17 protein-coding genes and 1 pseudogene are annotated in these 26,460 nt (G+C 73.5%); 10 read left to right on the top strand and 8 right to left on the bottom strand.

Going from position 1 to position 26,460, the window contains the following annotated elements; translation table 11 throughout:
• The first annotated feature begins 42 nt into the window (after positions 1 to 42).
• The gene (locus tag ER308_RS20035; protein WP_240731868.1) at positions 43 to 1,977 is read left to right on the top strand and encodes a DNA gyrase/topoisomerase IV subunit B; all 1,935 of its coding nucleotides are present in this window, start codon (positions 43 to 45) and stop codon (positions 1,975 to 1,977) included.
• Positions 1,978 to 1,982: 5 nt separating this feature from the next.
• Positions 1,983 to 2,633, top strand: coding sequence for an HAD family hydrolase (locus ER308_RS20040; protein WP_205745764.1), 651 nt, complete (start codon positions 1,983 to 1,985; stop codon positions 2,631 to 2,633).
• 28 nt (positions 2,634 to 2,661) lie between these two features.
• Here the strand turns inward: ER308_RS20040 and fdhD are convergent, their stop codons facing one another.
• The gene (gene fdhD / locus ER308_RS20045; RefSeq protein ID WP_131156622.1) at positions 2,662 to 3,522 is read right to left on the bottom strand and encodes a formate dehydrogenase accessory sulfurtransferase FdhD; all 861 of its coding nucleotides are present in this window, start codon (positions 3,520 to 3,522) and stop codon (positions 2,662 to 2,664) included.
• A 236-nt stretch (positions 3,523 to 3,758) separates the two neighbouring features.
• On the opposite strand from fdhD, the gene ER308_RS20050 reads away from it, so the two are divergent.
• The 5 genes and pseudogenes from ER308_RS20050 (at position 3,759) to ER308_RS20070 (ending at position 9,522) form a co-directional block, all read left to right on the top strand.
• Positions 3,759 to 4,193: an OsmC family peroxiredoxin gene (locus tag ER308_RS20050; RefSeq protein ID WP_131156623.1), complete on the top strand. Its 435-nt coding sequence runs from the start codon at positions 3,759 to 3,761 to the stop codon at positions 4,191 to 4,193.
• Between the two features lie 187 nt (positions 4,194 to 4,380).
• Positions 4,381 to 5,741, top strand: a pseudogene (locus ER308_RS20055) (acyl-CoA carboxylase subunit beta).
• A gap of 5 nt (positions 5,742 to 5,746) precedes the next feature.
• A complete protein-coding gene (locus tag ER308_RS20060) occupies positions 5,747 to 7,102 on the top strand; it encodes an ATP-binding protein (RefSeq protein ID WP_131156624.1) in 1,356 nt (451 codons plus the stop codon).
• Positions 7,103 to 7,144: 42 nt separating this feature from the next.
• Positions 7,145 to 8,962: an acyclic terpene utilization AtuA family protein gene (locus ER308_RS20065; protein WP_131156625.1), complete on the top strand. Its 1,818-nt coding sequence runs from the start codon at positions 7,145 to 7,147 to the stop codon at positions 8,960 to 8,962.
• On the top strand, positions 8,959 to 9,522 hold the full coding sequence (locus tag ER308_RS20070) for a TetR/AcrR family transcriptional regulator (protein ID WP_131156626.1): 564 nt from the start codon (positions 8,959 to 8,961) through the stop codon (positions 9,520 to 9,522). The genes ER308_RS20065 and ER308_RS20070 overlap by 4 nt, the downstream gene beginning before the upstream one ends.
• A 109-nt stretch (positions 9,523 to 9,631) precedes the next feature.
• On the opposite strand, the gene ER308_RS20075 is transcribed toward ER308_RS20070, so the two are convergent.
• From ER308_RS20075 to ER308_RS20090, 4 genes are all read right to left on the bottom strand, one after another.
• On the bottom strand, positions 9,632 to 10,672 hold the full coding sequence (locus tag ER308_RS20075) for a zinc-dependent alcohol dehydrogenase family protein (protein ID WP_131156627.1): 1,041 nt from the start codon (positions 10,670 to 10,672) through the stop codon (positions 9,632 to 9,634).
• A gap of 126 nt (positions 10,673 to 10,798) precedes the next feature.
• Positions 10,799 to 11,950, bottom strand: a complete 1,152-nt coding sequence (locus ER308_RS20080; protein ID WP_131156628.1) for a pyridoxal phosphate-dependent aminotransferase — start codon at positions 11,948 to 11,950, stop codon at positions 10,799 to 10,801.
• 18 nt (positions 11,951 to 11,968) lie between these two features.
• Positions 11,969 to 16,636, bottom strand: a complete 4,668-nt coding sequence (locus ER308_RS20085; protein ID WP_131156629.1) for a cation-translocating P-type ATPase — start codon at positions 16,634 to 16,636, stop codon at positions 11,969 to 11,971.
• Between the two features lie 19 nt (positions 16,637 to 16,655).
• Complete coding sequence (locus ER308_RS20090) at positions 16,656 to 17,810, bottom strand: acyl-CoA dehydrogenase family protein (RefSeq protein WP_131156630.1); 1,155 nt, start codon at positions 17,808 to 17,810, stop codon at positions 16,656 to 16,658.
• A 235-nt stretch (positions 17,811 to 18,045) separates the two neighbouring features.
• Between ER308_RS20090 and ER308_RS20095 the strand changes: the two genes are divergently transcribed.
• Genes ER308_RS20095 through ER308_RS20105 form a run of 3 tightly spaced genes read left to right on the top strand, consistent with a single transcriptional unit; the run spans position 18,046 to position 22,057 of the window.
• Positions 18,046 to 20,448: a DNA gyrase/topoisomerase IV subunit A gene (locus ER308_RS20095; protein WP_131156631.1), complete on the top strand. Its 2,403-nt coding sequence runs from the start codon at positions 18,046 to 18,048 to the stop codon at positions 20,446 to 20,448.
• A 5-nt stretch (positions 20,449 to 20,453) separates the two neighbouring features.
• Positions 20,454 to 21,443 carry a CHAD domain-containing protein gene (locus ER308_RS20100; protein ID WP_131156632.1) on the top strand — a complete coding sequence of 330 codons (990 nt, stop codon included), beginning with the start codon at positions 20,454 to 20,456 and terminating at the stop codon, positions 21,441 to 21,443.
• Positions 21,443 to 22,057, top strand: a complete 615-nt coding sequence (locus ER308_RS20105) for a nitroreductase family protein (RefSeq protein WP_131156633.1) — start codon at positions 21,443 to 21,445, stop codon at positions 22,055 to 22,057. Before ER308_RS20100 ends, ER308_RS20105 begins: the two co-directional genes overlap by 1 nt.
• A gap of 125 nt (positions 22,058 to 22,182) precedes the next feature.
• On the opposite strand, the gene ER308_RS20110 is transcribed toward ER308_RS20105, so the two are convergent.
• From ER308_RS20110 to tkt, 3 genes are all read right to left on the bottom strand, one after another.
• Entirely contained in the window at positions 22,183 to 22,851 is a 669-nt protein-coding gene (locus ER308_RS20110) for a class I SAM-dependent methyltransferase (RefSeq protein WP_131156634.1), read from the bottom strand.
• 359 nt (positions 22,852 to 23,210) lie between these two features.
• Positions 23,211 to 24,296 (bottom strand): transaldolase, encoded by a 1,086-nt coding sequence (tal, locus tag ER308_RS20115; RefSeq protein WP_131156635.1) that lies wholly within the window; start codon positions 24,294 to 24,296, stop codon positions 23,211 to 23,213.
• Positions 24,297 to 24,319: 23 nt separating this feature from the next.
• Entirely contained in the window at positions 24,320 to 26,329 is a 2,010-nt protein-coding gene (tkt, locus tag ER308_RS20120) for a transketolase (RefSeq protein WP_240731870.1), read from the bottom strand.
• Positions 26,330 to 26,460 lie beyond the last annotated feature (131 nt).

Raw genomic sequence — 26,460 nt, forward strand, 5'->3', positions numbered from 1 at the left:
CGGGGGAATGTGTCCCGGTTGACGACGAAGGGAGCGGCCCCGGTGAGCGCCAAGGGTGGAGCGTCGTACGACGCGTCCTCGATCAGTGTCCTCGAGGGACTCGAGGCGGTCCGCAAGCGGCCCGGGATGTACATCGGGTCGACCGATTCGGGGGGCTTGCACCACCTGGTCTGGGAGGTCGTCGACAACGCCGTCGACGAGCACCTGGCCGGGCACGCCCAGCGCATTCGCCTCGCGGTCCGCACCGACGGAGGGGTCGAGGTGACCGACGACGGCCGCGGGATCCCGGTCGCCAAGCACGCCAAGGAGCGCAAGCCGGCGGTCGAGGTCGTGCTGACCAAGCTCCACGCCGGGGGGAAGTTCGATCAGCAGAGCTACGCGGTCAGCGGCGGTCTGCACGGGGTGGGTGTGTCGGTCGTCAACGCCCTGAGCGAGCGCACCGAGGTCGAGGTCAGCCGCGATGGCGTCCGGCACGCGATGGCGTTCGAGCGGGGCAAGCGCGCCCGCGCGCTGGAGCAGGTCGGAAAGAGCAAGAAGACCGGCACCGTGCTGCGGTTCTGGCCGGACACCACGATCTTCGACGACCCGGTGTTCGAGGGCGAGCGCATCGCGACCCGGCTGCGGGAGACCGCACTGCTCAACCCGGGGCTGCGGATCGACTTCGTCGACGAGCGCGACGGCCGTGAGGAGAGCTTCCGCTTCACGCGCGGGCTCGCCGACTTCGTGCGCGAGCTGTCGGGTGACGACGAGCCGTTGATCCCGCGGCCGATCGAGATCCACCGCGCCGAGGAAGTGAACGGCCAGTCGCTGGCCTGCGACATCGCGGTCACGTGGTCGGGGCAACGCAACGACGAGCGGATGCGCAGCTACGTGAACGTGATCCGGACCGCCGACGGGGGCGCCCACGAGGAGGGCTTCCGCAAGGGCTTCACCGGCACGCTGAACCGCTGGGGTCAGGCCAACAAGGCGTTCAAGAAGGGCGACCCGGCCCTCACCGGCGACGACCTGCGCGAGGGACTGCGCGCGGTCGTGAGCGTGAAGATGCCCGACCCCCAGTTCGAGGGGCAGACCAAGGGCAAGCTCGGCAGCGCGGTCATGCGCTCGTTCGTCGAGCGCGCGGTGAACGAGGCGCTCGGCGAGTGGCTCGACCAGAACCCCACCCTGGGACGGCGGATCGTGAAGCGCGCGCAGGTTGCGGCGAAGGCCCGCGAGGCGGCGCGGCAGGCTCGGGACCTCACCCGACGCAAGGGGCTGCTCGACCAGACCTCGTCGGGGCTCCCCGGCAAGCTGGCCGACTGCTCCTCGCGCAACCCGGCCGAGTGCGAGCTCTACATCGTCGAGGGGGACTCGGCCGGGGGATCGTCGAAGCTCGCGCGGGACCGGCACACCCAGGCGATCCTTCCATTGCGCGGCAAGGTCCTGAACGTCGAGCGCGCGCAGATGCAGAAGGTGCTCGCGAACGCGGAGATCCAGAACCTCGTGCGTGCGATCGGCACCGGCATCGGCGACGACTTCGACTACGCGAAGCTGCGTTACCACAAGGTCGTGATCCTCTCCGATGCCGACGTCGATGGGGGGCACATCACGACCCTGCTGCTCACGTTCTTCTACCGCCTCATGCCCAAGCTCGTCGACGGGGGGCACCTGTTCGTGGCGCAGCCCCCGCTGTGGTTGCTGCGGAAGGGCGACCTCGTGCGGTACGCCATGACCGATCGGGAACGCGACAAGCTCCTGCGCACCGACTTCAAGAACAAGGGCAAGGTCGAGCCGCAGCGGTTCAAGGGCCTCGGCGAGATGAACCCGCAGCAGCTGTGGGACACGACCATGGACCCGGCCACGCGGACGTTGCTGCGGGTGTCGGTGGACGACGCGCAGCACGCCGACGAGACGTTCGGTCTGCTGATGGGCGAGTCGGCCGCCGACCGGCGCACGTGGATCGAGGCTAACGCCCGCTACGCCGACAACGTCGACGTCTGATCGTGGTGGGTACCGCGAACGAACTCCTGATCCTGGACTGCGACGGGGTCCTCGTCGACTCCGAGCGCATCGCGGCGCGGGTGGACGCCGAGGTGCTCGGCGAGCTCGGGTGGCCCGTCTCCTGCGACGAGGTGGTCGAGCGGTTCGTCGGCAGCAGCACCGACCACTTCGTCGCCGAGGTGCAGCGCCGCCTGGGCGAGGAACTACCGTCGGATTGGTACGAGGAGCTGGCGCGTCGCCAGCAGGAGGCGATGGCCGCCGAGCTGGGGCCGGTCCCCGGGGTGCTCGCGACGCTGGAGGAGATCGCGATCCCGACCTGCGTCGCCTCGAACGGCAGCCACGAGAAGCTGCGCTTGACCCTCGCGTTGACGGGTCTGCGTGACCGATTCGACGGGCGCGTGTTCAGCGCCGACGACGTGCCCCGTGCCAAGCCTGCTCCGGACCTCTTCCTGCACGCGGCCGAGGCCATGGGCGCCGCGCCCGAGCACTGCGTCGTGGTGGAGGACAGTCCGACGGGCGTGCGCGCGGCCAAGGCGGCGGGGATGCGCGTCCTGGCCTTCGCCGGTGGCGTCGTCCCCGTGGAGCGCTTGCGCGAGCAGGAGGCGTGCCTCTTCACCGACATGGCGGAGCTGCCCCGGCTCTTGGAGCGCGGGTGATCGCTCCGCGGCGTTCACGCGCGGCGGCTCAGATGGCAGCCGGCTGGACCAGGGGCGCACCGTCGTGGTCGAGGACCCGCTCCGCGCCCGTGTAGACGTTCATCCGCGGGTCGCGGAGGAACCCGACCAGGGTCATGCCTGCGTCGGCGGCGAGGTCGACCGCGAGGCTCGTCGGCGCCGAGACCGCCGCGATCGCCGGGATCCGCGCCCACAGCGCCTTCTGCACGATCTCGAACGCGATCCGCCCGGACACCATCAACACGTGACCGCTGGCCGGCAGCCGTCCCTCGAGTGCGATCGTGCCGATGACCTTGTCGACGGCGTTGTGCCGGCCGACGTCCTCCCTGAGCGTGAGGAGCTCCCCTTCGGCGGTGAACAAGGCGGCCGCGTGCAGCCCCCCGGTCCGCTCGAAGACCGCCTGCGCTTCGCGCAGCGTGCCCGGCAAGGTGGTGAGCGTCTCGGCGGGGATTTGCAACGGATCGTCGACGACCGGTTCCAGCCGCTTGCGCACCACCTCGAGGCTGGCGGTTCCGCAGATCCCGCACGACGAGGTCGTGAAGACATGGCGTCGCAGTTCGGGTGGCACCGCCCGGCCGCTGTGGGTCGAGAGATCGACGACGTTGAACGTGTTCTCCCCGGTCTCGGGGTCGGTGCCCGCGCAGTAGCGGATCTGCGCCACGTCCCGAGGGTCCGCGACGAGCCCCTCGGAGGCGCAGAACCCGAGCGCCAGCGCGAAGTCGTCGCCCGGAGTGCGCATCGTCACGCTCACGGCCTCGCCGTCGACGCGCATCTCCATCGGCTCCTCGGCCGCGAGGGTGTCGCGGGTCCGGGAGACGCGGCCGTCGTCGATGCGCACGACCGGGCGGCGGGCGGTGACGCGCTCGCCCATCGGGGCCTCCAGGGTCGGTGGGCCCGGTAGCGGGACTCCAGGGTCGGTGGGCCCGGTAGCGGGACTCCAGGGTCGGTGGGCCCGGTAGCGGGACTCCAGGGTCGGTGGGCCCGGTAGCGGGGTTCCTGGACCCCAGGCTACGTCGCACGCGTCGTGTGCGGCACGACGGGTAGGTAGGGGACTAGGGTGCGTTCGCGCCACGTTCGCGCACCGAACCCGAGTCGAAGGAGTCACCCATGGTCGAGCGCAAGGCCACCAACGTCTGGCAGGGAGACCTGAAGGAGGGGTCGGGCAAGACCTCGTTCGACTCGTCCGGCGCGATCCCGCCGGTCGACATGACCTTCCCCCGCCGCGCCGGCGAGCCCGAGGGCTACACCAGCCCGGACGAGCTCATCGCCGCCGCCCACGCGACCTGCTACAACATGGGGCTCTCCAGTGCCCTCTCGAACAACGGTCACCCGCCCGAGCGAATCGAGACCAGCGCGGAGGTGACGTTCACCACCGAGGGTGGGCCGCACATCTCGCGGATCGCGCTGCACGTGCGCGCCACCGTCCCGGGCATCTCCAGCGACGACTTCCTGGAGGCCGCCGCGGCCGCCAAGGACGGCTGCCCCGTGTCCAAGCTCGTGAGCGGCAACACCGAGATCACCCTCGACGCGGCCCTGCAGTAGCGTAGGTCCACGGTTCGACCGGCCCACCGCCGCCGTGGCGGTGGAGTGCAATGGTCGGTGGCTGCTAGGTTCACGCGCGTTCACACCCCGGCACCGGGAACGCCCCGGTGTCGGGAGCGCCCCCGGTGACGGGAACGCCCCGGCGAAGGAACGCCCCATGGGCAACGCGCGACCCCGCCGCTCGGCGATGGTCGTCGGCGAGGCCCCGGTCGTCGGATCCCCGCTCGACCCGCAGGACCCGACCCACCGCGCGAACCGTGAGGCCCTGCTCGAGGCCCTCGACGAGGTCGAGGCTGACCTGGCCGCGGCGCGAGCGGGCGGCGGTCAACGGTACGTGGACCGGCACCGCGCCCGCGGGAAGATGCTGCCCCGCGAGCGGATCGAGTGGCTCCTCGACCGCGACAGCCCGTTCCTGGAGCTGAGCCCGCTCGCGGCCTGGGGCACCGACTACCAGGTCGGGGCGAGTGTCGTCACCGGGGTCGGGGTCTTCGGGAGCTCCACCGCCGGGGGCGCGTACATCCCCGGCATGTGCGACTACACCGTGCTCGTGAGCGAGCAGGCCCAGGTTTTCCTGGGAGGCCCCCCGCTGGTGCGCATGGCCACCGGGGAGGAGGCCGACGTCGAGGCCCTCGGCGGCGCCGAGATGCACGCGCGGGAGTCGGGACTCGCCGACTACCAGGCGGTCGACGAGGTCGACGCGTGCCGGTTGGGACGCCGCATCGTCGCGAGGCTCGGGCACGAGAAGCGCGGTCCGGGCCCGACCGAGCCGGCGGATCCGCCCCGCTGGGATCCCGAGGAACTGCTCGACCTGGCGCCCGCGGATCTGCACCGGCCCGTCGACCCGCGCGAGGTGCTCGCTCGCATCGTGGACGGCAGCCGGTTCGACGAGTTCAAGCCGCGCTACGGCCCCAGCCTCGTGACCGGCTGGGCATCGGTGCACGGCTTCTCCGTCGGTGTGCTCGCGAACCACCACGGCGTGCTGTTCAGCGAGGAGGCCGAGAAGGCGGCCCAGTTCATCCAGCTGGCCAACCAGCACGACACGCCGCTGGTGTTCCTGCAGCACACCCCGGCTACATGGTCGGCGAGGCCTACGAGCGCCGCGGGATCGTCAAGGACGGCAGCAAGATGATCAACGCGGTCAGCAACTCGGGGGTGCCGCACCTCACGATTCTGCTCGGCGCGTCCTACGGGGCGGGCAACTACGGCATGTGCGGACGTGCCTACGGTCCGCGCTTCCTGTTCTCGTGGCCCAACGCCCGGTCCGCGGTGATGGGGCCGCAGCAGCTCGCGGGGGTCCTGTCGATCGTCAACCGCCAGGCCGCGACCGCGAAGGGGGAGCCGTTCGACGAGGACGGCGACGCGGCGATGCGCGAGGCAGTGGAGCAGCAGATCGAGTCCGAGTCGCTCGCCCGGTTCCTCTCGGGGCGGCTGTACGACGACGGGATCATCGACCCGCGGGACACGCGCACCGTGCTGGGGCTGTGCCTGTCGGCGGTGCACTCCGCGGCCGTCGCCGGCACCGAGCGCTACGGCGTGTTCCGGATGTGAGCGCGATGGGCGAGGCCACGACGTCGATCCGCCGGCTGCTCGTCGCCAACCGCGGCGAGGTCGCCCGCCGTGTCGCGCGAACGGCGCGGCGGCTCGGGGTCGAGGTGGTGGCGGTCGCCAGCGACGCGGACGCCGACGCCGCGCACGCCGCCGAGGCCGACGTGGTCGTGCGGCTGCCCGGCCGGACACCCGGCGACACGTACCTGCGCGTCGACCGACTCGTCGACGCCGCCCGACGCAGCGGTGCGGACGCGGTGCACCCCGGCTACGGCTTCCTCGCGGAGTCGGCCGACTTCGCGAGGGCGGTCGAGGCGGAAGGGCTCGTGTGGGTGGGTCCACCGGCCGAGGCGATCGCGGCGATGGGGGACAAGCACACCGCGGGCGGGCTCGCACGGGAGGTCGGCGTGCCGTTGCTGCCTCGGGCCGAGGTGCCCGAGCTGAGCGGTGACGAGGACGCCGACGCGCGCGCGTTGGCGGCCCTCGTCCACGAGGTCGGGATCCCGGCGATCGTGAAGGCCTCCGCCGGGGGAGGGGGCCGGGGGATGCGACCCGTCACCGACGCCGCCGACGTCGTCGCAGCCGTCACCGCGGCGCGCCGCGAAGCGATCGGCGCCTTCGGCGACGATCGCCTGCTGCTGGAGCCGCTCGTCGCGCGCCCGCGGCACGTGGAGATACAGCTGATCGTGGACGCGTACGGGACCGCGTGCCACCTGTTCGAGCGCGACTGCACCGTGCAGCGGCGCTACCAGAAGATGCTCGAGGAGGCTCCCTCGCCGGCGGTGGACGCGGGCCTGCGCGACCGCCTCGGGGCCTGGGCGGTGGGGCTCGCCGAGCGGGTCGGCTACCGCGGCCTCGGGACGGTCGAGTTCGTCGTCGACGGCCGCGGGGAGGTGGCAGTGACCTACCGCTGGACCCGCACGGGCCTGGAGGCGGCCGTGGAAGGTCATGCGGTCTCCGCGCAGGGCCGGGCCGTGGGGTCGGGGGAGGTCGAGGTCGAGGTCGACGGCATCCGGCGGCGGGTGGCGGTCCACGACCGTGACGGGGAGGTCGACACCGACTCGGCGCTCGGCCATCTCGCCCTCGTGCCGCCGCCCCGGTTCCCCGATCCTCACGAGCGCCTGGCGGCGGGTTCCCTCACGGCCCCGTTGCCCGGCACTGTCGCCGCCGTCCCGGTCACCGAGGGGGCGCAGGTGGCCGGTGGTGACCCGCTGGTCGTGATCGAGTCCATGAAGATGGAGCACACCGTCCGGGCGTCGCGTGCCGGCCGGGTCACCGCACTGTGGGTGCAGCCCGGCGCGCACGTGGACACCGGGGAGCCGCTGTTGGTGCTCGACGACGGGCAGGAGCCTCGGGATGGTTGATCCGCCGGCCGCGCACGGCCGCACCGTTCGACGGGAGCCGCGATGACCGACCGTGACCTCCGCGTGGCGAACTGCTCCGGCTTCTTCGGCGACCGCCACGAGGCGGCCCGCGAGATGGTCGAGGGCGGACCGATCGACGTGCTGACCGGCGACTACCTCGCCGAGCTCACGATGTTGATCCTGTACCGCACCTCCCAGCGGGAGCGGCCCGGGTACGCCCACAGCTTCCTCGCCCAGATGGAGGAGGTGCTCGGCGCTTGCCTGGATCGCGGCATCAAGGTGGTCGCGAACGCGGGCGGGCTCGACCCCGCGGGGCTCGCGACCGACCTGGATCGGCTCGGGGAGCGGCTCGGCGTCGGCCCCCGAGTGGCCTACGTGACCGGCGACGACCTGCGCGGCGAGCTCGACACGTTGCAGCAGCGTGGGGTCGACCTGGCTCACCTCGACAGCGGACGGCCACTGGCCGAACTCGACGCCGAGGTCCTCACCGCGAACGCGTACCTCGGAGGCTGGCCGATCGCCGCCGCGCTCGACGCGGGCGCGGACGTGGTCGTGTGCCCGCGGGTCACCGACGCGGCGCTGACCGTCGGGCCGGCGTCCTGGTGGTTCGGGTGGGCGGCGAACGACTGGGACCGCCTCGCGGGCGCGGTCGTGGCGGGGCACGTGCTCGAGTGCGGTTGCCAGGCGACCGGCGGCAACTACGCCTTCTTCCACGAGGTCCCCGGGCTCGAGCGCCCGGGCTTCCCCTTGGCCGAGATCGCCGAGGACGGGTCGTCGGTGATCACCAAGCATGCCGGTACCGGCGGGCTCGTGTCGGTCGGCACCGTCACCGCCCAGCTGCTCTACGAGATCGACGGCCCCGCCTACCCGAACCCCGACGTGACGACCCACCTCGACACCGTGCGCGTCGAGGCGGTCGGTCGTGACCGTGTGCGCCTCAGCGGCACCCGTGGCTCGCCGCCGCCACCGGAGCTGAAGGTGGCCCTCAACTACCTCGGCGGCTACCGGAACACGATGGGGCTGGTGCTGACCGGCCTCGACATCGAGGCGAAGGCGGCGCTCGCCGAGGAGGGACTCTGGCGCGCGCTGGGCGGCCGGGGGGCGGTGGCCGAGGCCGACGTGCGGTTGATCGGTGGCGAGCGGCTCGATGCCGGCGACAATGCCGACGCGACCTCCGAGCTCCGGGTGACGGTCAAGGATCCCGATCCCGAGCGGGTGGGGCGCGCGTTCAGCGACCGCGTGGTCGAGCTGACCCTCGCGAACTACCCCGGGTTCTTCACCAGCACGCCCCCGGGGCGCGCACAGCCCTACGGTGTGTACTGGCCCGCCCTGATCCCCCGTGACGCCGTCGCCGCGCGGACGGTCGCCCCCGACGGGACGACCCGGGAGCCGGTCGATTCGCCGGCGACCGAGGCCCTGCCGGCGCTCGTGACCGCCGCACCCGCACCGGTCGGCGGCCCCGGGAGCCCCGGCCGCCGTGCGTCATCCGGGGCACCCGAAACCGATGAGCCCACCCGCGAAGTGCCGTTGGGCACGCTGATCGGCGCGCGTTCGGGCGACAAGGGAGGCAACGCGAACGTGGGACTCTGGGCCCGGGACGACCCGGAGTGGGCGTGGCTGGACGCCTTCCTCGGGATCGAACGCTTCCGCGAGCTCCTACCGGAGGCCGCGGACCTGCCGGTGCGGCGCCATCGGCTCCCCAACCTGCGGGCCCTGAACTTCGTGGTCGTCGGACTGCTGGGGGAGGGGGTGGCGGCCACGTCGCGGCCCGACCCGCAAGCCAAGGGACTCGGTGAGCACGTGCGCAGCCGGATCGTGCCGGTGCCCGCGCGATTCGTCGACTCGCGGGCGGACCGATGAGCGCCGCCCCGCCGGCGTCCCGGCGCGAGCAGTTACTGCAGCGCGCCGCCGAGCTCTTCCGCGAACGCGGATACCACGCCGTCGGCGTGGACGAGATCGCCGCGGCCGCGGGCATCACCGGGCCCGGCCTGTACCGGCACTTCGCGACGAAGCAGTCGCTGCTCGCGGCGTTGTTCGAGCGCGCCGGAGGGCAGCTCATCCAGCGGGCGCGCCGCGACGTCGCCGCCGCGCCCGACGAGGCCACCGCGTTGGTGGCACTCGTGCGAGCACACCTCGACATGGCCACACGGGACCGTGCGCTCTTGGCGGTGTACCTGCACGAGGTCCGCAGCCTCGCGCCCGACGATCGTGCGCGCCTGGCCACGCAACGGCACGACTACTACCGCGTCTGGGGCGAGGTGATCGGGGCCCTGCGACCCGAGTTGCCCGACGAGGACGTCGCCGTCGTCGTGCGCGCCTTGCTGGGCCTGCTCAACACCGCGGGAGAGGTCGCCGACGACGCCGACCAGGCCGAGCGGATCCTCGGGCCGATGGCACGGGCGGCCGCGCTCGGCGCCTGAGCCATCGCCCCGCCCGGGGAGCCCCGGGGGGAGCCACCGCGCCCGGGAGGGGCGCCGCGCCGTCCACGACGCTCCCGGGCGGGCGCGGCCCGCCCGCCACCTCCGCCGCCTACGGGGTCAGTACCACCTTCAGGGCCCCGGACTCCTCGGCGGCGGCGAAGACGTCGTAGGCCTCCTCGAACTCGGCCATCCGGAACCGGTGCGTGATGAACCGGCTCACGTCCAGACGCCCCATCTCCAGCAGCTTGAGCAGCTCCGGCGTCACGAAGGTGTTCACCAGGCCGGTGCGGATCGTGACGTTCTTGATCCACAGGGTCTCGAGATGCAGCGTCGCCGGCGTCCCGTGGACGCCGAGGTTCGCCACGCGGCCGCCGGGCCGGATGATCTCGGCGCACTGCTCGAAGGTGGCGGGGATGCCGACGGCCTCCATCGCGACGTCCGCGCCGAGCCCTTCGGTCAGCTCCCGGACCCGCGCGGCGACGTCGTCGCGCTCCGGGTTGAGCACGACGTCCGCGCCGAAGCGCTTGGCGGCCTCGAGCCGGGAATCGGCGAGGTCGACGGCGATGATCCGGGCGGGGGAGTAGAGGGTCGCACCGAGGATCGCGGCGAGGCCGATCGGGCCGGCGCCGACGACCACGACCGTGTCACCCGGGCTGACCTCGCCGTAGCGCACGCCGATCTCGTACCCGGTGGGCAGGATGTCGGCGAGCATCAGGGTCTCCTCGTCGGACACGCCCTCGGGAACCGGATGGGTCGACGTGTCCGCGAACGGGACGCGCACGTACTCGGCCTGGGTGCCGTCGATCAGGTGGCCGAGGAGCCAGCCGCCCCCTCCCTGGCACTGGGAGTACATGCCCTCGCGGCAGTACCGGCACCGCCCGCACGAGGTGATGCAGGACACCAGTACGCGGTCCCCCGGCTGCACGGTGCTCACGCTGCTGCCGACCTCGGTGACGGTGCCGACCGCCTCGTGGCCGAGGATGCGACCCTCGGTGACCGCTGGGACGTCACCCTTGAGGATGTGCAGGTCCGTCCCACAGATCGTCACGGCGTCCACCCGCACGATCGCATCCGTGGAGTCCTGAACCTTGGGGTCGGGCACCTCCTCCCACCTGCGGTCGCCGGCACCGTGGTACACGATCGCCTTCATGGCTGTCCTTTCGTGTCCGTCCGGACGCGCGTCAACGGCGCACCTCACACGCAGCATGCTCAACGCGGTGGGTCGCGACGAGCGCCGGCGGCCCTACGGATCCGGGCCGAGGGTCCCGTCCGGACGTCATGAACGCAACCTCTCGAGACGACTGATGCCCGCGTCGAGCACCGCATCGGTCTTGCAGAATGCGAACCGCACCAGCCCGCGGCCCCGCGCGGGCTCGGCGTAGAACACCGACTGGGGCACCGCGACGACGCCGGCCCGTTCGGGCAGGTCCAGGCACCACGCGACGTCGTCGGTGTCGCCGAGGTCGGCGGTGACGAAGTACGTGCCGTCGGGCGGTCGAACGTCGAACCCGGCGGTCGCCAGCCCTTCGACCAGCCGGTCACGGCGGCTGCGGTAGTCCGCGCGGTAGTTGGCGAAGTACTCGTCGTCGAGCGCGAGGCCGACGGCGACCGCGTACTGGAAGGGCGTGCCGTTCACGAACGTCATGAACTGCTTGGCGGTCCGCACGGCGTTCGCCAGGTCGGGCGGTGCGCAGAGCCACCCGATCTTCCAGCCGGTGACCGAGAACGTCTTGCCGGCCGAGGAGACGGTGACGGTGCGCTCGCGCATTCCGGGAAACGTCGCGAGGGGATGGTGGGCGACGTCGAAGGTCAGGTGCTCGTAGACCTCGTCGGTGACCGCGATGAGGTCGTGCTCGACGCACACCGCTGCGATCTCGGCGAGCTCCTCGCGCGTGAAGACCTTCCCGGTCGGGTTGTGCGGGCTGTTGAGCAGGACGAGTCGGGTCTTCGGGCTGACCGCCGCGCGCAGGGCGGCGGGATCGATCGCCAGGTCGCGACGGTCGAGCGGCACGGGGCTGGGCACCGCTCCGGCCATCGCGATGCCCGCCCGGTAGGAGTCGTAGAAGGGCTCGAAGACGACGACCTCGTCGCCGACCTCGCAGAGGGCCTGCAGCCCCGCGCAGATGGCCTCGGTGGCGCCGGCGGTGGCGATGATCTCGCTCTCGGGATCGTAGTCCAGGCCCCAGAAACGCTGCTGGTGTGCGGCGACCGCCTCGCGCAGCGGCGCTACGCCCGGGCCCGGGGCGTACTGGTTGTGGCCCTCACGGATCGCGGTGATCGCGGCTTCGAGGACCTCGCCCGGCCCGTCGAAGTCGGGGAATCCCTGCCCGAGGTTCACCGCCCGGTGTCGTTCGGCGAGCGCGCTCATCTGCGCGAACACCGTGGTGCCGAAGCCCTGCAAGCGTGAGGTCAGGTACGGAGTACGCATGGGGCGCAAGCCTAGGGATCAGTCGCTGCGGAGGACACGCCCGGCGACGTGGCCACCCACCGCGCCGACCGCGGACGCCGTCATGGCCTGGCTCCAGCCCAGCGGGCCGAGGGGGCGGCAGCCGAAGAAGCCGCTGAGGACCGGCGTCTGCACGATCGCTGCCAGCGCGGCGAGGCTGCCGGCGCTCGTGGCCACGACGAGCGGCTCGCGGGCGCCGCCCGCGAGCAGGGTCTGGCCCAGCTGCGTGCCGACCAGGGAGACGAGCCCCACGGTGCCCGCCCGCTGGGCGGTCCCGGTGACGCGCGCCGCGGCCCACGCCCCGGTCGCCGCCGTGCCGGTCGCGGTCGCACGCACCGCGATCGACCGGGTGAGCGCGGAGCCCAGCGAGGTGCTCGGCCCCTCGCGGCGGAGTGCCTCGGGCGAGCGGTCGCGTGGGGGTCGCACGGCGATCGCGACCGCGGGTGCGAGGTCGGTGAGCAGGTTGACCAGGAGGAACTGTCGCCCGCTGATCGGCGCACGTCGGCTGAACAGGCTGGAGGAGAGCGTGAAGCCGATCTCGCCGAGGTTGCCACCGAGCAACACGCCGAGGGCCTCACGGACGGAGCCCCACAGGGCACGGCCCTCGGTGACGGCATCGATCAGCGTCTCCACCCGGTCGTCGGTGACGACCAGGTCCGCGGCATCGCGCGCGGCGGGGGTGGCGCGCCGACCGAGGGCGACGCCCACGTCGGCGAGGCGGATGGCGGGCGCGTCGTTCGCCCCGTCCCCGGTCATCGCCACGGCGCGACCCCCGGCCTGCAGTCGCTGGACGATGCGCACCTTGGCGGCGGGCGTCACCCGGGCGATGACGGCGACCTCGTCGAGCCGGGCGGCGAGCGCCTCGTCGTCGAGCGCGTCGATCTCGGGCCCGGTGAGGACCCGTCCGCCGATCCCGAGCTCGTCGGCGATGGCCGCAGCGGTGTCGGGATGGTCGCCGGTGACCATCATCGCCCGGACGCCGGCACCGCGGATGCCGTCGAGCGCGTCGCGGGCCGTCGCGCGGACCGGGTCGGCGAGCGCGAGGAGGCCGACGAGCTCGAGGTCGGCCAGGGTCGTGTCGTCGTCCAGGGGCTCGTCCCCGTCGGGGACGGGGCCCGTGGCGATGGCTAGTACACGGAAGCCGCTGCGCGCGATGGCGTCGGCGCGTTCGTCCACCTCGCCGAGTGTGGCCCGGTCCAGCGGTTGCGTCGTCCCACCGGGCCGCCAGCGGGTGCAGCGGCGGAGGATCTCCTCCGGCGCGCCCTTGACGACGACCGTCCGCTGCGCCCCGTCTCGGGCGACGATCGCGTGCAACCCGCGGGAGGCCTCGAACGGCAGCTCGTCCTCGACCTCCCAGCCGCCGGCCTCGACCCCCGCGCGCTCGGCGGCCTCGACGATGGCGCGGTCGGTGGGGTTGCCGTCGTCGCCACTCGGAGGGGTGGCTCGCGCGGCGGTCGCGAGGACCTCGCCGGGCAGACCGTTGGCCGTGGGCTCCCACGTGTCCAGCCCGTCGGTCACGAGGCGCAGGCGCATCCGCCCTTCGGTCAGGGTGCCGGTCTTGTCGATGCACAGCACCTCCACGCGACCGAGCGCCTCGATCGCTCGCGGGTCGCGGACCACGGCCCCCCGTGTCGCGAGACGCCGCGCCGCGGCGAGCTGCGCCGCCGTGGAGACGAACGGCAGGCCCTCCGGGACGCTCGCGATCGCGAGGCTCACGCCCGTGCCGGCGACCTCACGGAGCGGCCAGCGTCGCAGCATGCCCACGCCGGCCACGACGCCCGCCGTGGCCAGGCTCGCGGGCAGGATGCGCTCGCTCAGGGCGGACAGGCGCGCCTCCACGCCGCTGGCCGGCGGGGCGCCCGCGTCGGCGATCGCACGTGACAGTTCCGTGTCGGCGCCCCCCGCGACGACGACCGCGCGGGCACTGCCCGCCGCGACGACGGCGTCCTCGTAGAGCATGCTGGTCCGGTCGGCCAACTCGGCGCCGGGCGTGGGCTCGGCGCCCTTGGCGACGGGGAGGGACTCCCCGGTGAGGCTCGACTCGTCGGCCTCCAGGTCGGCTGCCTCCAGGATCCGGCAGTCGGCCGGCACGACGTCGCCGACCTCGAGCACGATCACGTCACCGGGGACGAGGTCGTCCTCGGGGACCTCGTGCAGGGCGCCGTCCCGCAGGACGCGTGCCCGGGCCGTGGTGCGCTCGAGCAGGCGCGCGATCTCACGATCGGCGCGCAGGCGCTGGATCCCGCCCACGGCGCCGTTCACCCCGATCAGGCCGATGACGAGCCACGCGTCGAGCATCGAGCCGGCCGCCGCCGCGAGCGCCGCGCCCCCCGCGAGGATCGGGTTCAGGGGGTTCGCGAGCTCGGCGAGGAACGGCTCGGCGGAGCCGAGTTCCGGCTCGTCGGCGCGTCGGCTGCGCTTGCGCTGCCGCGCCTGCGGGGTCGAGAGCCCGAGCAGGCCGGCGTCGAGGCGCCGCAGCACGGCCTCGGCGGGCAGGGCGTGCCACGCGGTGCGCGCCGGAGGCCGTGGACGTGGTTGGTGGGCGAGCGAGATGGCTGCCCAGGTGCCGGCCAGCAGGGAGGCGCCGGCGGCGCCGTTGACGATGGTCAGGCAGCGCCTGCCGGCGCTCGCCCGCGGCCCCGTGAGCGCGACGAGTGCCCCGAGTGCGGAGCCTCCCAGCGCGAACCGGGCGCTGCGCCGGCTGACCGCGTGGGCCACGACCGAGGCGTCGACGATCAGCGCGGTCTCGGCGAGCTCCCGGCCGAAGACCAGGTCCGCCCCCCAGGGTGGGCGGCCGCTGCGGCGGACGAGGCCGACCGCCACGTCCGCGGCGGCCAGCCCGGTCTTCCCCCGGCGGGCGATCACCATCACGCCGGCGCCATCGGCCTGCAGATCGCGGACCGCGCGGCCCATGGCCTTGCCCCGCGGAACCACCGCGTCGGGGCCGAGTCGCCGATCGAGACCACCCTTGCGGCCGGCGATCACGAACGTGTGGCCCGCATCGCGGATCGCCCGCAGCACCAGCTCCGCCCCCGGATCGAGGCGCCGACGAACGCCGACCACGGCCCGGACCCGCCGGCCGCGGACGAGCGCCAGGGCGTAGAGGCCCGAGGCCCGCAACTCCCGCGCGCGCGTCGTGGTGCCGCGGGGGCGCTCGACGCCCCCCTCCAGGCTGTCGAACGGCGCGAGGATCCAGCCTCCGCGGCTCACCCGGTCGCCGGGATCGCGCGCGTCGAGGAGCCGATCGACGGTCGCCTCGGCATCGACGCCCTCGTCGGCCCAGGCGACCCGCGTGACCTCGTGCTCGTCGGCAACGAGCACGTCGCTGTCGACGACGACCGTGTCGACGCGGTCGAGCCGGCGGAGCGCCTCCCCGTCGAGTGGAACGACGCCCCGGTAGGCCAGGGTGCGCCCGAGCTGCGCGGCGAAGCCCTCCCGCCCGAGGCGCGCGGCCTTCGGTATCCCCGCGAGGAAGGCGTCGGTGGAACGGCGCACGTCCCGGGTCAGCGCGAACGAGACGGCGAACCCCGCGAGCGAGCTCGCGCTGATTCGCTCAGACCAGCTCTCGACCGGTCCGTGCGGCAGCGGCAGCGGGCGGGGCTCGAGGTCGGGCGGGGCGATCTCCCCGCCGTCCGCCGCGGCGTAGAGTTCGTCCGCGCGCTGAGCCCAGACGTGCTGGCGGGCCCGCAGCTCGCCGAGCAGCGATGCCTGATACCCGAGGTCGACGATCGCGCCGGTCGGGCCCTGGCTGGCCCCGTTGGCCAACGCATTGCCCAGTGGCATCACGAGCTGGGTCGTGCGTCGGCCCAGGACCTGCTCGAGGCGGTCACGCAGCGCCGGGTGGTTGTCGATCACCGGCAGGATGCCGGCCAGTTCGACGGGGATGCGGGGCAGGCGAGCGGCGCGGCCGACGATGCTGTAACCGATCGCGAGGACGTCGCCGGTCATGGCGGCGATCGCGCGGTGGACCGGTTCGTCGTCGCTGGGGTGCTCGGCGCGCTCGGCGGCTTCCCATCGCGGTTCCGCGCGGCGCTTTCGGCGGACGCCGTGCGCGTCCTCGACGGTCTCGACCGCGGCCACGATGAGGTCGACGGGCCCACCGGACAGACCGACCGCGATCCGGCTGGTGATCGCGTTGACCTCGGCCCACTCGACGCCCTCGAGCTGCTCGACGGCCTCGCGGAGGCGGCGTCGCAGGCCGCGGGCCCCGGGTTCGTCGACCCCGTGGACCTCGATCTCGAGCTGATCGCCGTCCTCGTCCTCCCAGACCCGCCGGTGGGTGCCGAGGGTGTCCTCGACGAGGTCGGTCCCCTCCTCGACGACGTCGGCGACCAACTCGCGACCGCCGTCCACGAACTCGGGCAGTGCCTCGACGTGCTCCTCGACGAACTCGCCGACGCCGGAGACGAGCTCGCTCACGTCCTCCGCACGGTCCTGCAGTTGTGCCGCGACGGAGCCCACCACGCGCTCCGCCTCGTCGCGCCACCCGTTCGCCCGGCTCTCCACCGCGTCGCTCGCCCCGTCGAGCGCCGTGTCGATCCGGTCGCCGACGTCGGCGACGGCGCGGGCGACGGTCCCCGCGCTCGCGCGGGCCAGGTCGTTCGCGAGGACGAGCGGGGTGAGCGCGAGGGCGAACGGCCGCCCGGGCCGCTCGGGAGCATCATTCATCGCTCCAAGCTTGCCCTCATCAGTAGGACCGCGGCAACCGCAGCGAGTGCTGGGCGATGTGGTTGAGGATCATCTCGCGGCTGACCGGCGCGGTGCGGGTGAGTCGGGCGGCTCCCCAATACGCGGCCAGGCCGTACTCCTGCGAGAGGCCGTGGCCCCCGTGGGTCTGGATCGCGGCGTCGAGGGCCTGCAGCGATGCCTCCCCGGCGGCGAACTTCGCCATGTTCGCGGCCTCGCCCGCCCGGGGGTCCCCCGCGTCGTGGAGCTCGCCGGCGCGAGCGGTCATCAGTCGCGCCTGCTCGGTTGCGACGTAGGCCTCCGCGAGGGGGTGGGCCACGCCCTGGTGCGCACCGATCGGCACGTCCCAGACCTCGCGCTCGTTCGCGTAGCGGCTCGCCTTGGCGAGCGCGTACCGGCCGAGGCCGTTGGCCTGGGCGGCTCCGGTGATGCGCTCGGGGTTGAGGCCGTCGAAGAGGGAGCGCAGGGCGCCATCGCGCAGGCCCACGAACCGATCGGGCGCCAGCGGCGTCCCGTCGAAGGTGAGGACGAACTGCCGCTCGGGGCTGGTGATCTCGACGGGGATCGGTTCGGCGGTCACGCCCGGGGCGTCGGTGTCGACGACGAAGAGGCCGAGCCGGGCGCGGCCGTGGGGGTCGGTGCCGGTGCGCGCGACGACGAGCACGGCATCGGCCTGGTCGACCCCCGAGATGTAGTGCTTGGCGCCGGAGAGGCGCCAACCCGAGCCGTCGGGTTCCGCTCGCGTCCTGAGCGCGTACGTGTTGCTGCCCGCGTCGGGCTCGGTGAGCGCGAACGCCATGATCGATTCGCCGCGCGCGATCGGTGGCACCCAGCGGCGCGCCTGCTCGGGAGTGCCGTGTCGGGCGATCACCTCGCCGCAGATGGCCGGTGACACGACGATGAGGAGGAGGGGGCAGCCCCCGGCGGCGAGCTCCTCTGCGACGATCGCGAGCTCGGTGACGCCCCGCCCGCCGCCACCGAGTTCCTCGGGCAGGTTGACGCCGAGGAAGCCCGCCTCGCCCGCGGCCCGCCGGAGGGCATCCGTCGTCCCGCCGCTGCGGGCCTGTTGCAGGAACCACTCGCTGCCGTGGTCGGCGGCGAGCGCGGCGACCGCGTCGCGCAGGAGCACGCGCTCCTCGGTGTCGTCGAGTTGCACCGGCGAACTCCTCGATCTCGGGCTGGAGAGCGGTGAACCACCGTTCACAGCCTACGGGAAGCCGGCGGGGCGGACGAGGCCGTGAGGGTGGTGGTCACCGCCTCGCCGGCGAGCGTGCCGTCGGGACGGGTGGTGGCGACACCGGGCGTCGCTCCTGCGGACACCTGCCACCGGCGCGCGGCCGTTCGCCCTACGATTTCGGAGCACGATCACGAGCCGCAGCCGAGAGGACCCGATGAGCGAGCAGCAGTTCGGCGACGAGCGCGTCGTCGACGTCGACATCGCCGAGCGCCTCGAGCAGTCGTTCCTCGACTACTCGATGAGCGTCATCGTCGGACGCGCGTTGCCCGACGTGCGCGACGGACTGAAGCCGGTGCAGCGGCGGATCCTGCACGCGATGTGGGAGGCCGGACTGCGCCCCGACCGTCCGCATCGCAAGTGCGCCTCCGCGGTCGGCGACGTCATGAAGAAGTACCACCCACACGGGGACGTCTCGATCTACGAGGCGCTCGTGCGCATGGCACAGGACTTCGCGAGCCGGGAACCGCTCATCGACGGGCAGGGCAACTTCGGCTCGATCGATGGGGACGGCGCGGCGGCGATGCGCTACACGGAGGCGCGTCTGTCCCCGCTCGCGATGGAGCTGCTGGCGGGCCTCGACGAGGACACCGTCGACTTCGTCCCGAACTACGACGGCTACGAGGCGGAACCCGTCGTGCTGCCGGCGCGGTTCCCGAACCTCCTGGTGAACGGTTCCTCGGGCATCGCCGTGGGCATGGCGACGAACATCCCGCCGCACGAGCTCGGGGAGACGATCGCGGCGGCGCGGCACCTCATCCACCACCCGGAGGCGACGCTCGACGACCTCATGGCGCACCTGCCGGCGCCGGATTTCCCGACCGGGGGGCGCATCGTGGACGACGGTGGTGTGCGCACCGCCTACGAGACGGGCCGGGGGCCGATCACCGTCGAGGCGGTCGCGACCACCGAGACCCGCTCGGGTGGCCTGCCGCGGATCATCGTCACCGAGATCCCCTACCAGGTGAACAAGGCGACGCTGCTGGAGCGGATCGCGGAGCACGTGAAGAACCGCAAGCTCGACGCCGTCCGCGACCTGCGCGACGAGTCCAGCCGTGACGGGATGCGGATCGTGATCGAGCTGAAGCGGGGTGAGGACCCCGCACGGGTGCTCGCGCGGCTCTACAAGCTCAGCGACCTGCGCACCACCTTCCACGCGAACCTCGTGGCCCTCGTCGATGGCGAGCCGCGGACCCTGCGCCTGCTCGAGACCCTGCACGCGTACCTCGATCACCAGCGCGAGGTGCTCACCCGCCGGACCCAACACCGCCGGGACCAGGCGGCCTCGCGCGTGCATGTGCTCGAGGGTCTGCTCACCGCCCTCGCCCACCTCGACGAGGTGATCCGCATCATCCGTGAGGCCGAATCCGCCGACGCGGCGCGGAACGAGCTGATGGGTCGGTTTGACCTGAGCGAGGTGCAGGCGACCGCGATCCTCGACATGCAGCTGCGGCGCCTCGCCCAGCTGGAGGCGCGCCGCATCCAGGAGGAGCACGACGATCTCGTCGCGCTCATCGCCGAGCTCGACGCGATCCTGGGCGACCCCACCCGCCTCGACGGCCTGTTGTCCGAGGAGCTCGCAGCGCTGGCCGAACGGCACGCGAGCGGTCGCCGCACGCGGCTCGCCGGCCCGGGGGAGGCCCCGGAGGCCGCGTCCGCGCCGGTGGCGGTGGGGGAGGAGCCGCTGCCCGAGCTCGGCGCCCAGCCGATCACGGTGTACGCGAGTCGCCAGGGCTACCTGCGCAGCGTTCCGCAGAAGCGGACGTCGACCGCCCACGGTGTCCCGAAGGATCCGGTGGCGACCGTCGTGCGCGCCACCACGGACGACGTACTGCTGCTCGTCGATGCCACGGGCACGGCGTACCGGGTGGCGCTGGCCGACGTCCCGGTCGTGACGATGCGCCAACGGGGGAGCACGATCGCGCAGCTCCTCGGTGAGGCCCCCGCAGCCCCGATCGTGGGGGCGATCCCGCTGCGTGCGGAGACCGCCTCCCTGCTCACCGTGTCCGCGCGCGGCCTGGTGAAGCGCACCGCGCGCGAGGAGTTCGGGGGTCGCGCGCGCCGCGTGGGCGCCGCCAAGGTCAAGGACGGGGACGAGATCGTCGCCGCGCTGGCGTGCGGGGAGGACGACGAGCTCGTGCTCGCCCACGACGCGGGCCACGCCATTCGCTTCCCGGCCGAGGAGATCCGCCCGATGGGCCGGACGGCGACCGGGGTGGCCGGACTCAAGCTGCCCGCCGGCGCCCGGGTGGTGGGGTCCAGCGTCGTGTCCGCCGCGGAGACCGAGCAGGCCGAGATCCTGGCCCTCGCCGAGGACGGGTCCGCGCGGCGGTACCCCCTTGACGAACTGCCTCGGCAGGGACGGGGCGGCAAGGGGGTGCAGGCCGGGTTCACGGCGCTCGCGTGGTGCGGCGTCGCGACCGACCTGCACCTCGTGGACGACGGCGGCGCGCGGCTCCTGCGGCCCGCCGAGGTCCCGATCGGCCGCCGGACCGGTCGCAGCGCCGAGCGGGTCGCCGGTCGGATCGCGGCCGTGGGTCCCGAGCGAGGGGCGGTGTAGCCCGCGTGGCATTCGAGTTGGAGCCCGTCCGGCCGCTGCCCGACGAGGTCCGGCGCGTGGCGGGTGAGACCCTCGACGACGCACTCGGACGCCTCCGGGGCGAGACCGGCGAGACGCTCGAGATGCGGATCCACGAGGCCCGCAAGCGCACCAAGGAGGCGCGGGCGGTGCTCAGGCTCGCGCGTCCCGCCCTCGGGGAGAGCGCCTTCCGGGCGCACAACCGGGCGCTGCGAGACGCCGCCCGGCTGCTCTCGCCCGTGCGGGACGCGCAGGTGTTGCACACGCTGGTCGCGGACCACGACGTCGAAGCGGCGGCGGTGGATGCACCCGACCCCGACGCCGCGGAGCGGGCGGCCGAGGCCCTCGAGGCGCGCGTGCGGTCCGAGCAGGGGCGCCTGGCGCAAGCACGGACGGTGCAGCGGACCGTGGAGGCGATCGCGGAGGTGCGCTCGGGGGTGGCCGAATGGCCGCTGGTGGGGGACCGTTGGCGGACGATCGGCCCGGGGTTGCGTCGGAGCTGGAAGCTCGCGCGCGACGGGATGGCCGAGGTCGCCCGCGGCCGGGCCGCGGAGGCACGGCACGAGTGGCGCAAGCGCGTCAAGGACACCTGGTACCACCTGCGGCTGCTGACGCCGCTGTGGCCCGAGTCGCTCGCCACGGAGGCGGAGGAGGCCCACCGCCTCTCGGACCTGCTGGGTGATGTCCAGGACCTCGCGGTGCTGGTTCACGAGCTGGGGGCGGGGTCCGACCTGGCGCTGGCGGAGGCGGACCGCGAGGCACTGAGTGCCTGGGCGGCGCGACGACAGGTACCGCTCCTCACCGAGGCACTGCGCCTGGGCGCACGGGTGCACGCGGAGCGGCCGCAGGCCTACGAGGCCCGCATGAAGGCGTACTGGCACGCGGCCCGGGAGACGGATCCGCGTGCGGCGGAGGTGGCCGAGAGGGTGGCCGCCCCCCGTGACCGCGCACCGACCGCCTCCGTGGCGCTCGACTGATGGAGGTCGCCGACGCCCTGCGCCGGCGCCGCATGGTGCGCCACTACGACGGGCGCCCCGTGCCCGACGACGCGCTCGCGCGCATCGTCGACGCCGCGCGCCGCGCACCCACCGCCGGACACGCCCAGGGCCAGCACGTGGTCATCGTCGCCTCCGAGGAGGGACGCCGAGCCGTCGCGGCACGCTGCCACGAGGCCGAGCACGTCGCGCGCGGACGCCCCCCTTGGTTGTCCTCCGCGCCCGTGCACCTCGTGTTGTGCGCCCGACCCCAGGACTACCGGGACCGGTACGCCGCGGTGGACAAGGCCGCGCCGGAACGTCCCGACGCCTGGCCCGTGCCGTTCTGGTGGGTCGATGCCGGGCAGACGCTGATGGCGCTGCAGCTCGCCGCCGTCGACGAGGGTCTCGCGGCCGGCTTCCTCGACATCGCCGACCGCGCGGGGCTGCGACGAGACCTGGCCATCCCCGACGAGGTCGAGCCGATCGGTGTGCTCACGGTCGGCTACCCGGGAGACCGCGACGCCGTGGTCGGCTCGGCGCGCCGGCCCCGGCGACCGCGCACCGAGGTCCTGCACGTCGAGCGGTGGGGTGCGGACCCCCCACGCGACACCTGAGCCCGGGGCCGCAGCCGCCTCGCCCCACGCGCGGACCCGCCTGGCCTGGCTTCATAGAGCCGGAGCCGCCTCGTCGTAACCGGGGCCGGAGTCCCCCGCCTCACGCGGGGCCGGAACCCCCCGCCTCACGCGGGGGCGGCGCCTTCGGCCGGAGGGTGGGGATCGCGGCGGGGCTCAGTCGACGAGGCGGTCGCGATGCCCTGCACCATGGGCTGGAGCCGTTCCGCCCGCCCCGGGGTCGGGTGCGTGGTCAGGTCGTCGACGCGAAAGCCTGCGGCACGGATGGCCGTGAGGGTGTCGCGGTTGAGGTGGCAGCCGTTGCCGAGGCGGCGGCCGAGCGGTGTCAGGCGGTCCTGCCAACGGGACACCGCAGGGTCGCTGGCGCGCACGTGCTCGAGGAACAGAAACCGGCCGCCCGGTCGCAGGACGCGCCGGACCTCGGCGAGCGTCGCGTCGACGTCGTCGACGCTGCACAGGACCATGGTGGTGACGACCGTGTCGACGCTGGCGTCGGTGACCGGCAGCCGCTCGGCGGGGGCGTCGAGCACCTCGGCCGGGGAGCGGGCGAGCTCCTCGCGTCCGCACAGCCGTCGACGCATGTGCGGGTCGGGCTCGGTGAGGAGCAGCCGGGTCACCGTCGTGGGGTAGCGGCCCAGGTTCGCCCCCGTGCCCGCGCCGAGCTCCAGCACGGTGCCGGCGGCGTCGGCGAGCAGCGCGTCCCGGCGGGGACCGATCACCGTGGCCTCGTACTTGGCACTGGCCCGGTCGTAGAAACGGGCATACAGGCGGCCCATGTCGATACCTCCTCTCACGTTCACGGATCGTCTCGTGCGAACTGCGTGGATCGCCGGATGCTCTAACGGGCGGTGGTGACCGTCACCTCGATGTCGTCGCCGTCATCGATGGCCCGAAGCATGCGGCCCTGCCCCGTCCGGGCGCCTCTCCGCGCGGGACGAAATGCTTCTCCGCTGCGGAGCGGTCCGGTGCGGGAGCCGCCTCCGCCCCGAGGAGGAGAACGATGTGGCCAGTTCCGCCCCGGGGTGGTGGAGGTCGCCAGGCATCCGGGGTGGAGGTCGCCAGGCATCCGGGGTGGAGGTCACCACGCATCCGGGGCGCTGGGTGTCGCCACCCCGGTGAGCCCCCGGTGACCGTGCTAGTCGAGGTGGTGGCTGACCGTCGCCACGGCTTCCTCGAACGAGGCCTCGAACTTCTCGACGCCCTCGGTCTCGAGCTCCTTGGTGACCTGGTCGAGGTCCACCCCGTCGGCGGCGAGCGCGTCGAGCTCCTGCCGGGCGTGCTCCGCGGTGCCGGAGAGCCGGTCCGCGATGTCGGCGCCGGACCGCGTCGCGTCGACGGTGGCCGGCGGCATCGTGTTCACGGTGTCCGGTCCGGCGAGCGCCTCGACGTACTTCGTCGCCCGGTACTGCGGGTCCTTCGTGGACGTGGAGGCCCAGAGCGGGCGTTGCGGGTGGGCCCCGGGGATGTCGGCGAGCGGGTCGTCCGGGCCCCCGTCGTTGGGAAGGCGGGTCCGGAAGGCCTCGTAGGCCAGGCGGGCGTTCGCGACCGCGGCGGCGCCACGTCGAGGATGGTCGTCACCGAGGAGCGGGTCGACCTTGCCGTCGACACGGCTCACGAAGAAGGAGGCCACGCTCTGCAGTCGACGGACGTCGCCCCCCGCCTCGTGGTGGGCCCGCACGCCCTGAATGAACGCGTCGATCACCGCCTCGTAGCGAGCGACCGAGAACAGCAGGGTCACGTTCACGTTGACGCCCTCGGCCAGCAGCCGCGTGATCGCCGGCAGCCCCGGCTCGGTGCCGGGCACCTTGACCATGAGGTTGGGACGGTCCAGGGAGCGCGCGAGCTGCAGGCCCTCGTCGATCGTCGCGTCCGTGTCGAACGCCTTGGTGGGGTCCACCTCGATCGACACGAGGCCGTGCACCCCGTCCGTGGCGTCCCAAACCGGACGGAACAGGTCGCACGCCTCACCGACGTCGTGCATCGCGAGCGCCCAGAACGCCTCGCGCGGATCCGCGCCCCGCAGCTCGGCGAGCTGGGCGGCGTACGCGTCGTCCTCGCTGAAGGCGTCGGCGAAGATCGTCGGGTTGCTCGTGAGCCCCCGGATCTCGTCGGCATCGCGCAGCGCGGCCAGGCGACCCTCAGGACCGAGCCAGCTGCGCCTGATCGCGTCGAGCCAGACCGCCTGACCGAGACCGTGGAGATCGTGCAGCGGGTTGGACATCGGGGACTCCCTTCGAGCATTGGTCAACGGTCGCTGGCCCCCGAGACGAGCGTGCGGGCGGCGCCGGCGACCCGTTCGGGCGTGAACCCGAAGTGCGCGAACACGTCGCCGGCGGGCGCCGACGCGCCGAACTGGTCGAGCGCGACGTGGGCGTCGGCCCAGCGGCTCCACCCGAAGCTCGTAGCGGCCTCGACCGACAACGTCGGCAGTCCGCTCGGCAGCACGGCCTCGCGCTCGTGCGCGTCGCGTTCGGCGAACCGCTTCCAGGATGGCATGGACACCACGATCGCCGAGACGCCGTCCCCGGCCAGATGGTCCGCAGCGTCGACCGCCAGCGACACCTCGCTGCCGGTCGCGACGAGCGCGAGGTCGGGCGCCGCCGCGTCACGCACGCGATACGCCCCGCGCGCGACGGCGTCGGCGTCCGTGCCCTCCAGGACGGGCAAGCCCTGGCGGGTCAAGGCGAGCGCCGTGGGCCCGTCCGACCGTTCGAGGGCGCACCGCCAGGCCCCGACCGTCTCGGTCGCGTCGGCCGGGCGGATGACGTCGACGTTGGGGATGGCGCGCACGGCCGCGAGGTGCTCGACCGGTTGGTGCGTGGGGCCGTCCTCGCCCAGGCCGATCGAGTCGTGGGTGAACACGAGCACGGTCGGCTGGTGCATCAGGGCGGCCAGCCGCAGGCTCGGGCGCAGGTAGTCGCTGAAGATGAGGAACGTGCCGCCGAACGGGCGCAGGCCACCGTGCAGGCAGAGGCCGTTCAGCGTCGCGGCCATGCCGTGCTCGCGGACCCCGAAGTGCAGGTTGCGCCCGGTGTAGTCGTGGCGGGCGACGTCGCCGCCGTCGGCGATCGTGGTGTTGTTGCTGGCGGCCAGGTCCGCCGACCCCCCGACGAGCTCGGGCACGCGGGGGGCGAGGGCGTTGATGACCTGCTCGCTCGCCTTGCGGGTCGCGAGCTTCTGTCCGGTCTCGAAGCTCGGCAGGTCCTCGTGCCAGCCCTCGGGCAGGCGACCGGCCAGCACGCGATCGAGCTCGTCCGCAGACTCCGGGTGTGCCGCCCGGTAGGCCTCGACCGCGGCGTCCCACTCGCGGCGCAGGGCTCCACCGCGCGGGCGCTGGTCGGCGTGCGCGTACACCTCGTCGGGTACCTCGAACGGCCCGTGCGGCCAGCCGAGCGTCTCCTTCGCCGCGGCGATCTCGTCGGCCCCCAACGGCGAGCCGTGCGCCGCTGCCGTTCCCTGCTTGCCCGGGGCCGGCCACCCGATGACGGTCGGCACCCGCACCAGCGTGGGCGCCCCCTCGTTGGCGAACGCTTGCCCGATCGCGCGGTCGAGCGCGCCCGGATCCTCGACGTCGTCGCACGAGAGCGTGTGCCAGCCGTACGCCGCGAAGCGGGCCAGGACGTCCTCGGTGACGAAGGTCTTCTCGGTGGACCCGTCGATCGTGATGCCGTTGTCGTCCCAGAAGACCACGAGGCGGTCGAGGCCGAGATGGCCCGCCAGGCTCGCCGCCTCCGCCGCGACGCCCTCCATCAGGTCACCGTCGCTCGCGATCACGACCGTGCGATGGTCGATGACGGTGTGGCCGGGCTGGTTGAACCGGGCGGCGAGTAGCCGCTCCGCCAGCGCCATGCCGACCGCGTTGCCGAAGCCTTGACCCAGCGGCCCCGTGGTCGTCTCCACCCCGGGGGCGTCGCCGTACTCCGGGTGTCCCGGCGTCATCGACCCCAACTGGCGGAAGCGCTGCAGCTCCTCGAGCGGGAGTTCGTACCCCGTGAGGTGCAGCAACCCGTACAGCAGCATCGACGCGTGGCCCGCCGACAGCACGAGGCGGTCGCGGTCGGGCCACGCGGGGTCGGCGGGATCGTGGGCCAGCCAGCGCGTTCCGAGCGTGTACGCCAACGGCGCCAGACCCAGCGGCGCGCCGGGATGGCCCGACTGCGCGTTCTCGACCGCGTCCATGGCCAACGCGCGCAGGGCGGTGATCGCGACCGCGTCGAGCTCGGTCGCGGGTTGGGGTTCGACCGTCGTGCTCACCAGCGTCCTCGTTTCGGTCGATTCGGATCGGATCCGGTCGGGATGGACGGCTTCGGGCGGGCGTGCGAACCATGAGCGGGCTCCGAGGGGTCCCGGGGGGTCCAGCCACGCGCCCGTCGCCGTCGGGGGAC

It is taken from the genome of Egibacter rhizosphaerae (genome assembly GCF_004322855.1).
Classification (GTDB): domain Bacteria; phylum Actinomycetota; class Nitriliruptoria; order Euzebyales; family Egibacteraceae; genus Egibacter; species Egibacter rhizosphaerae.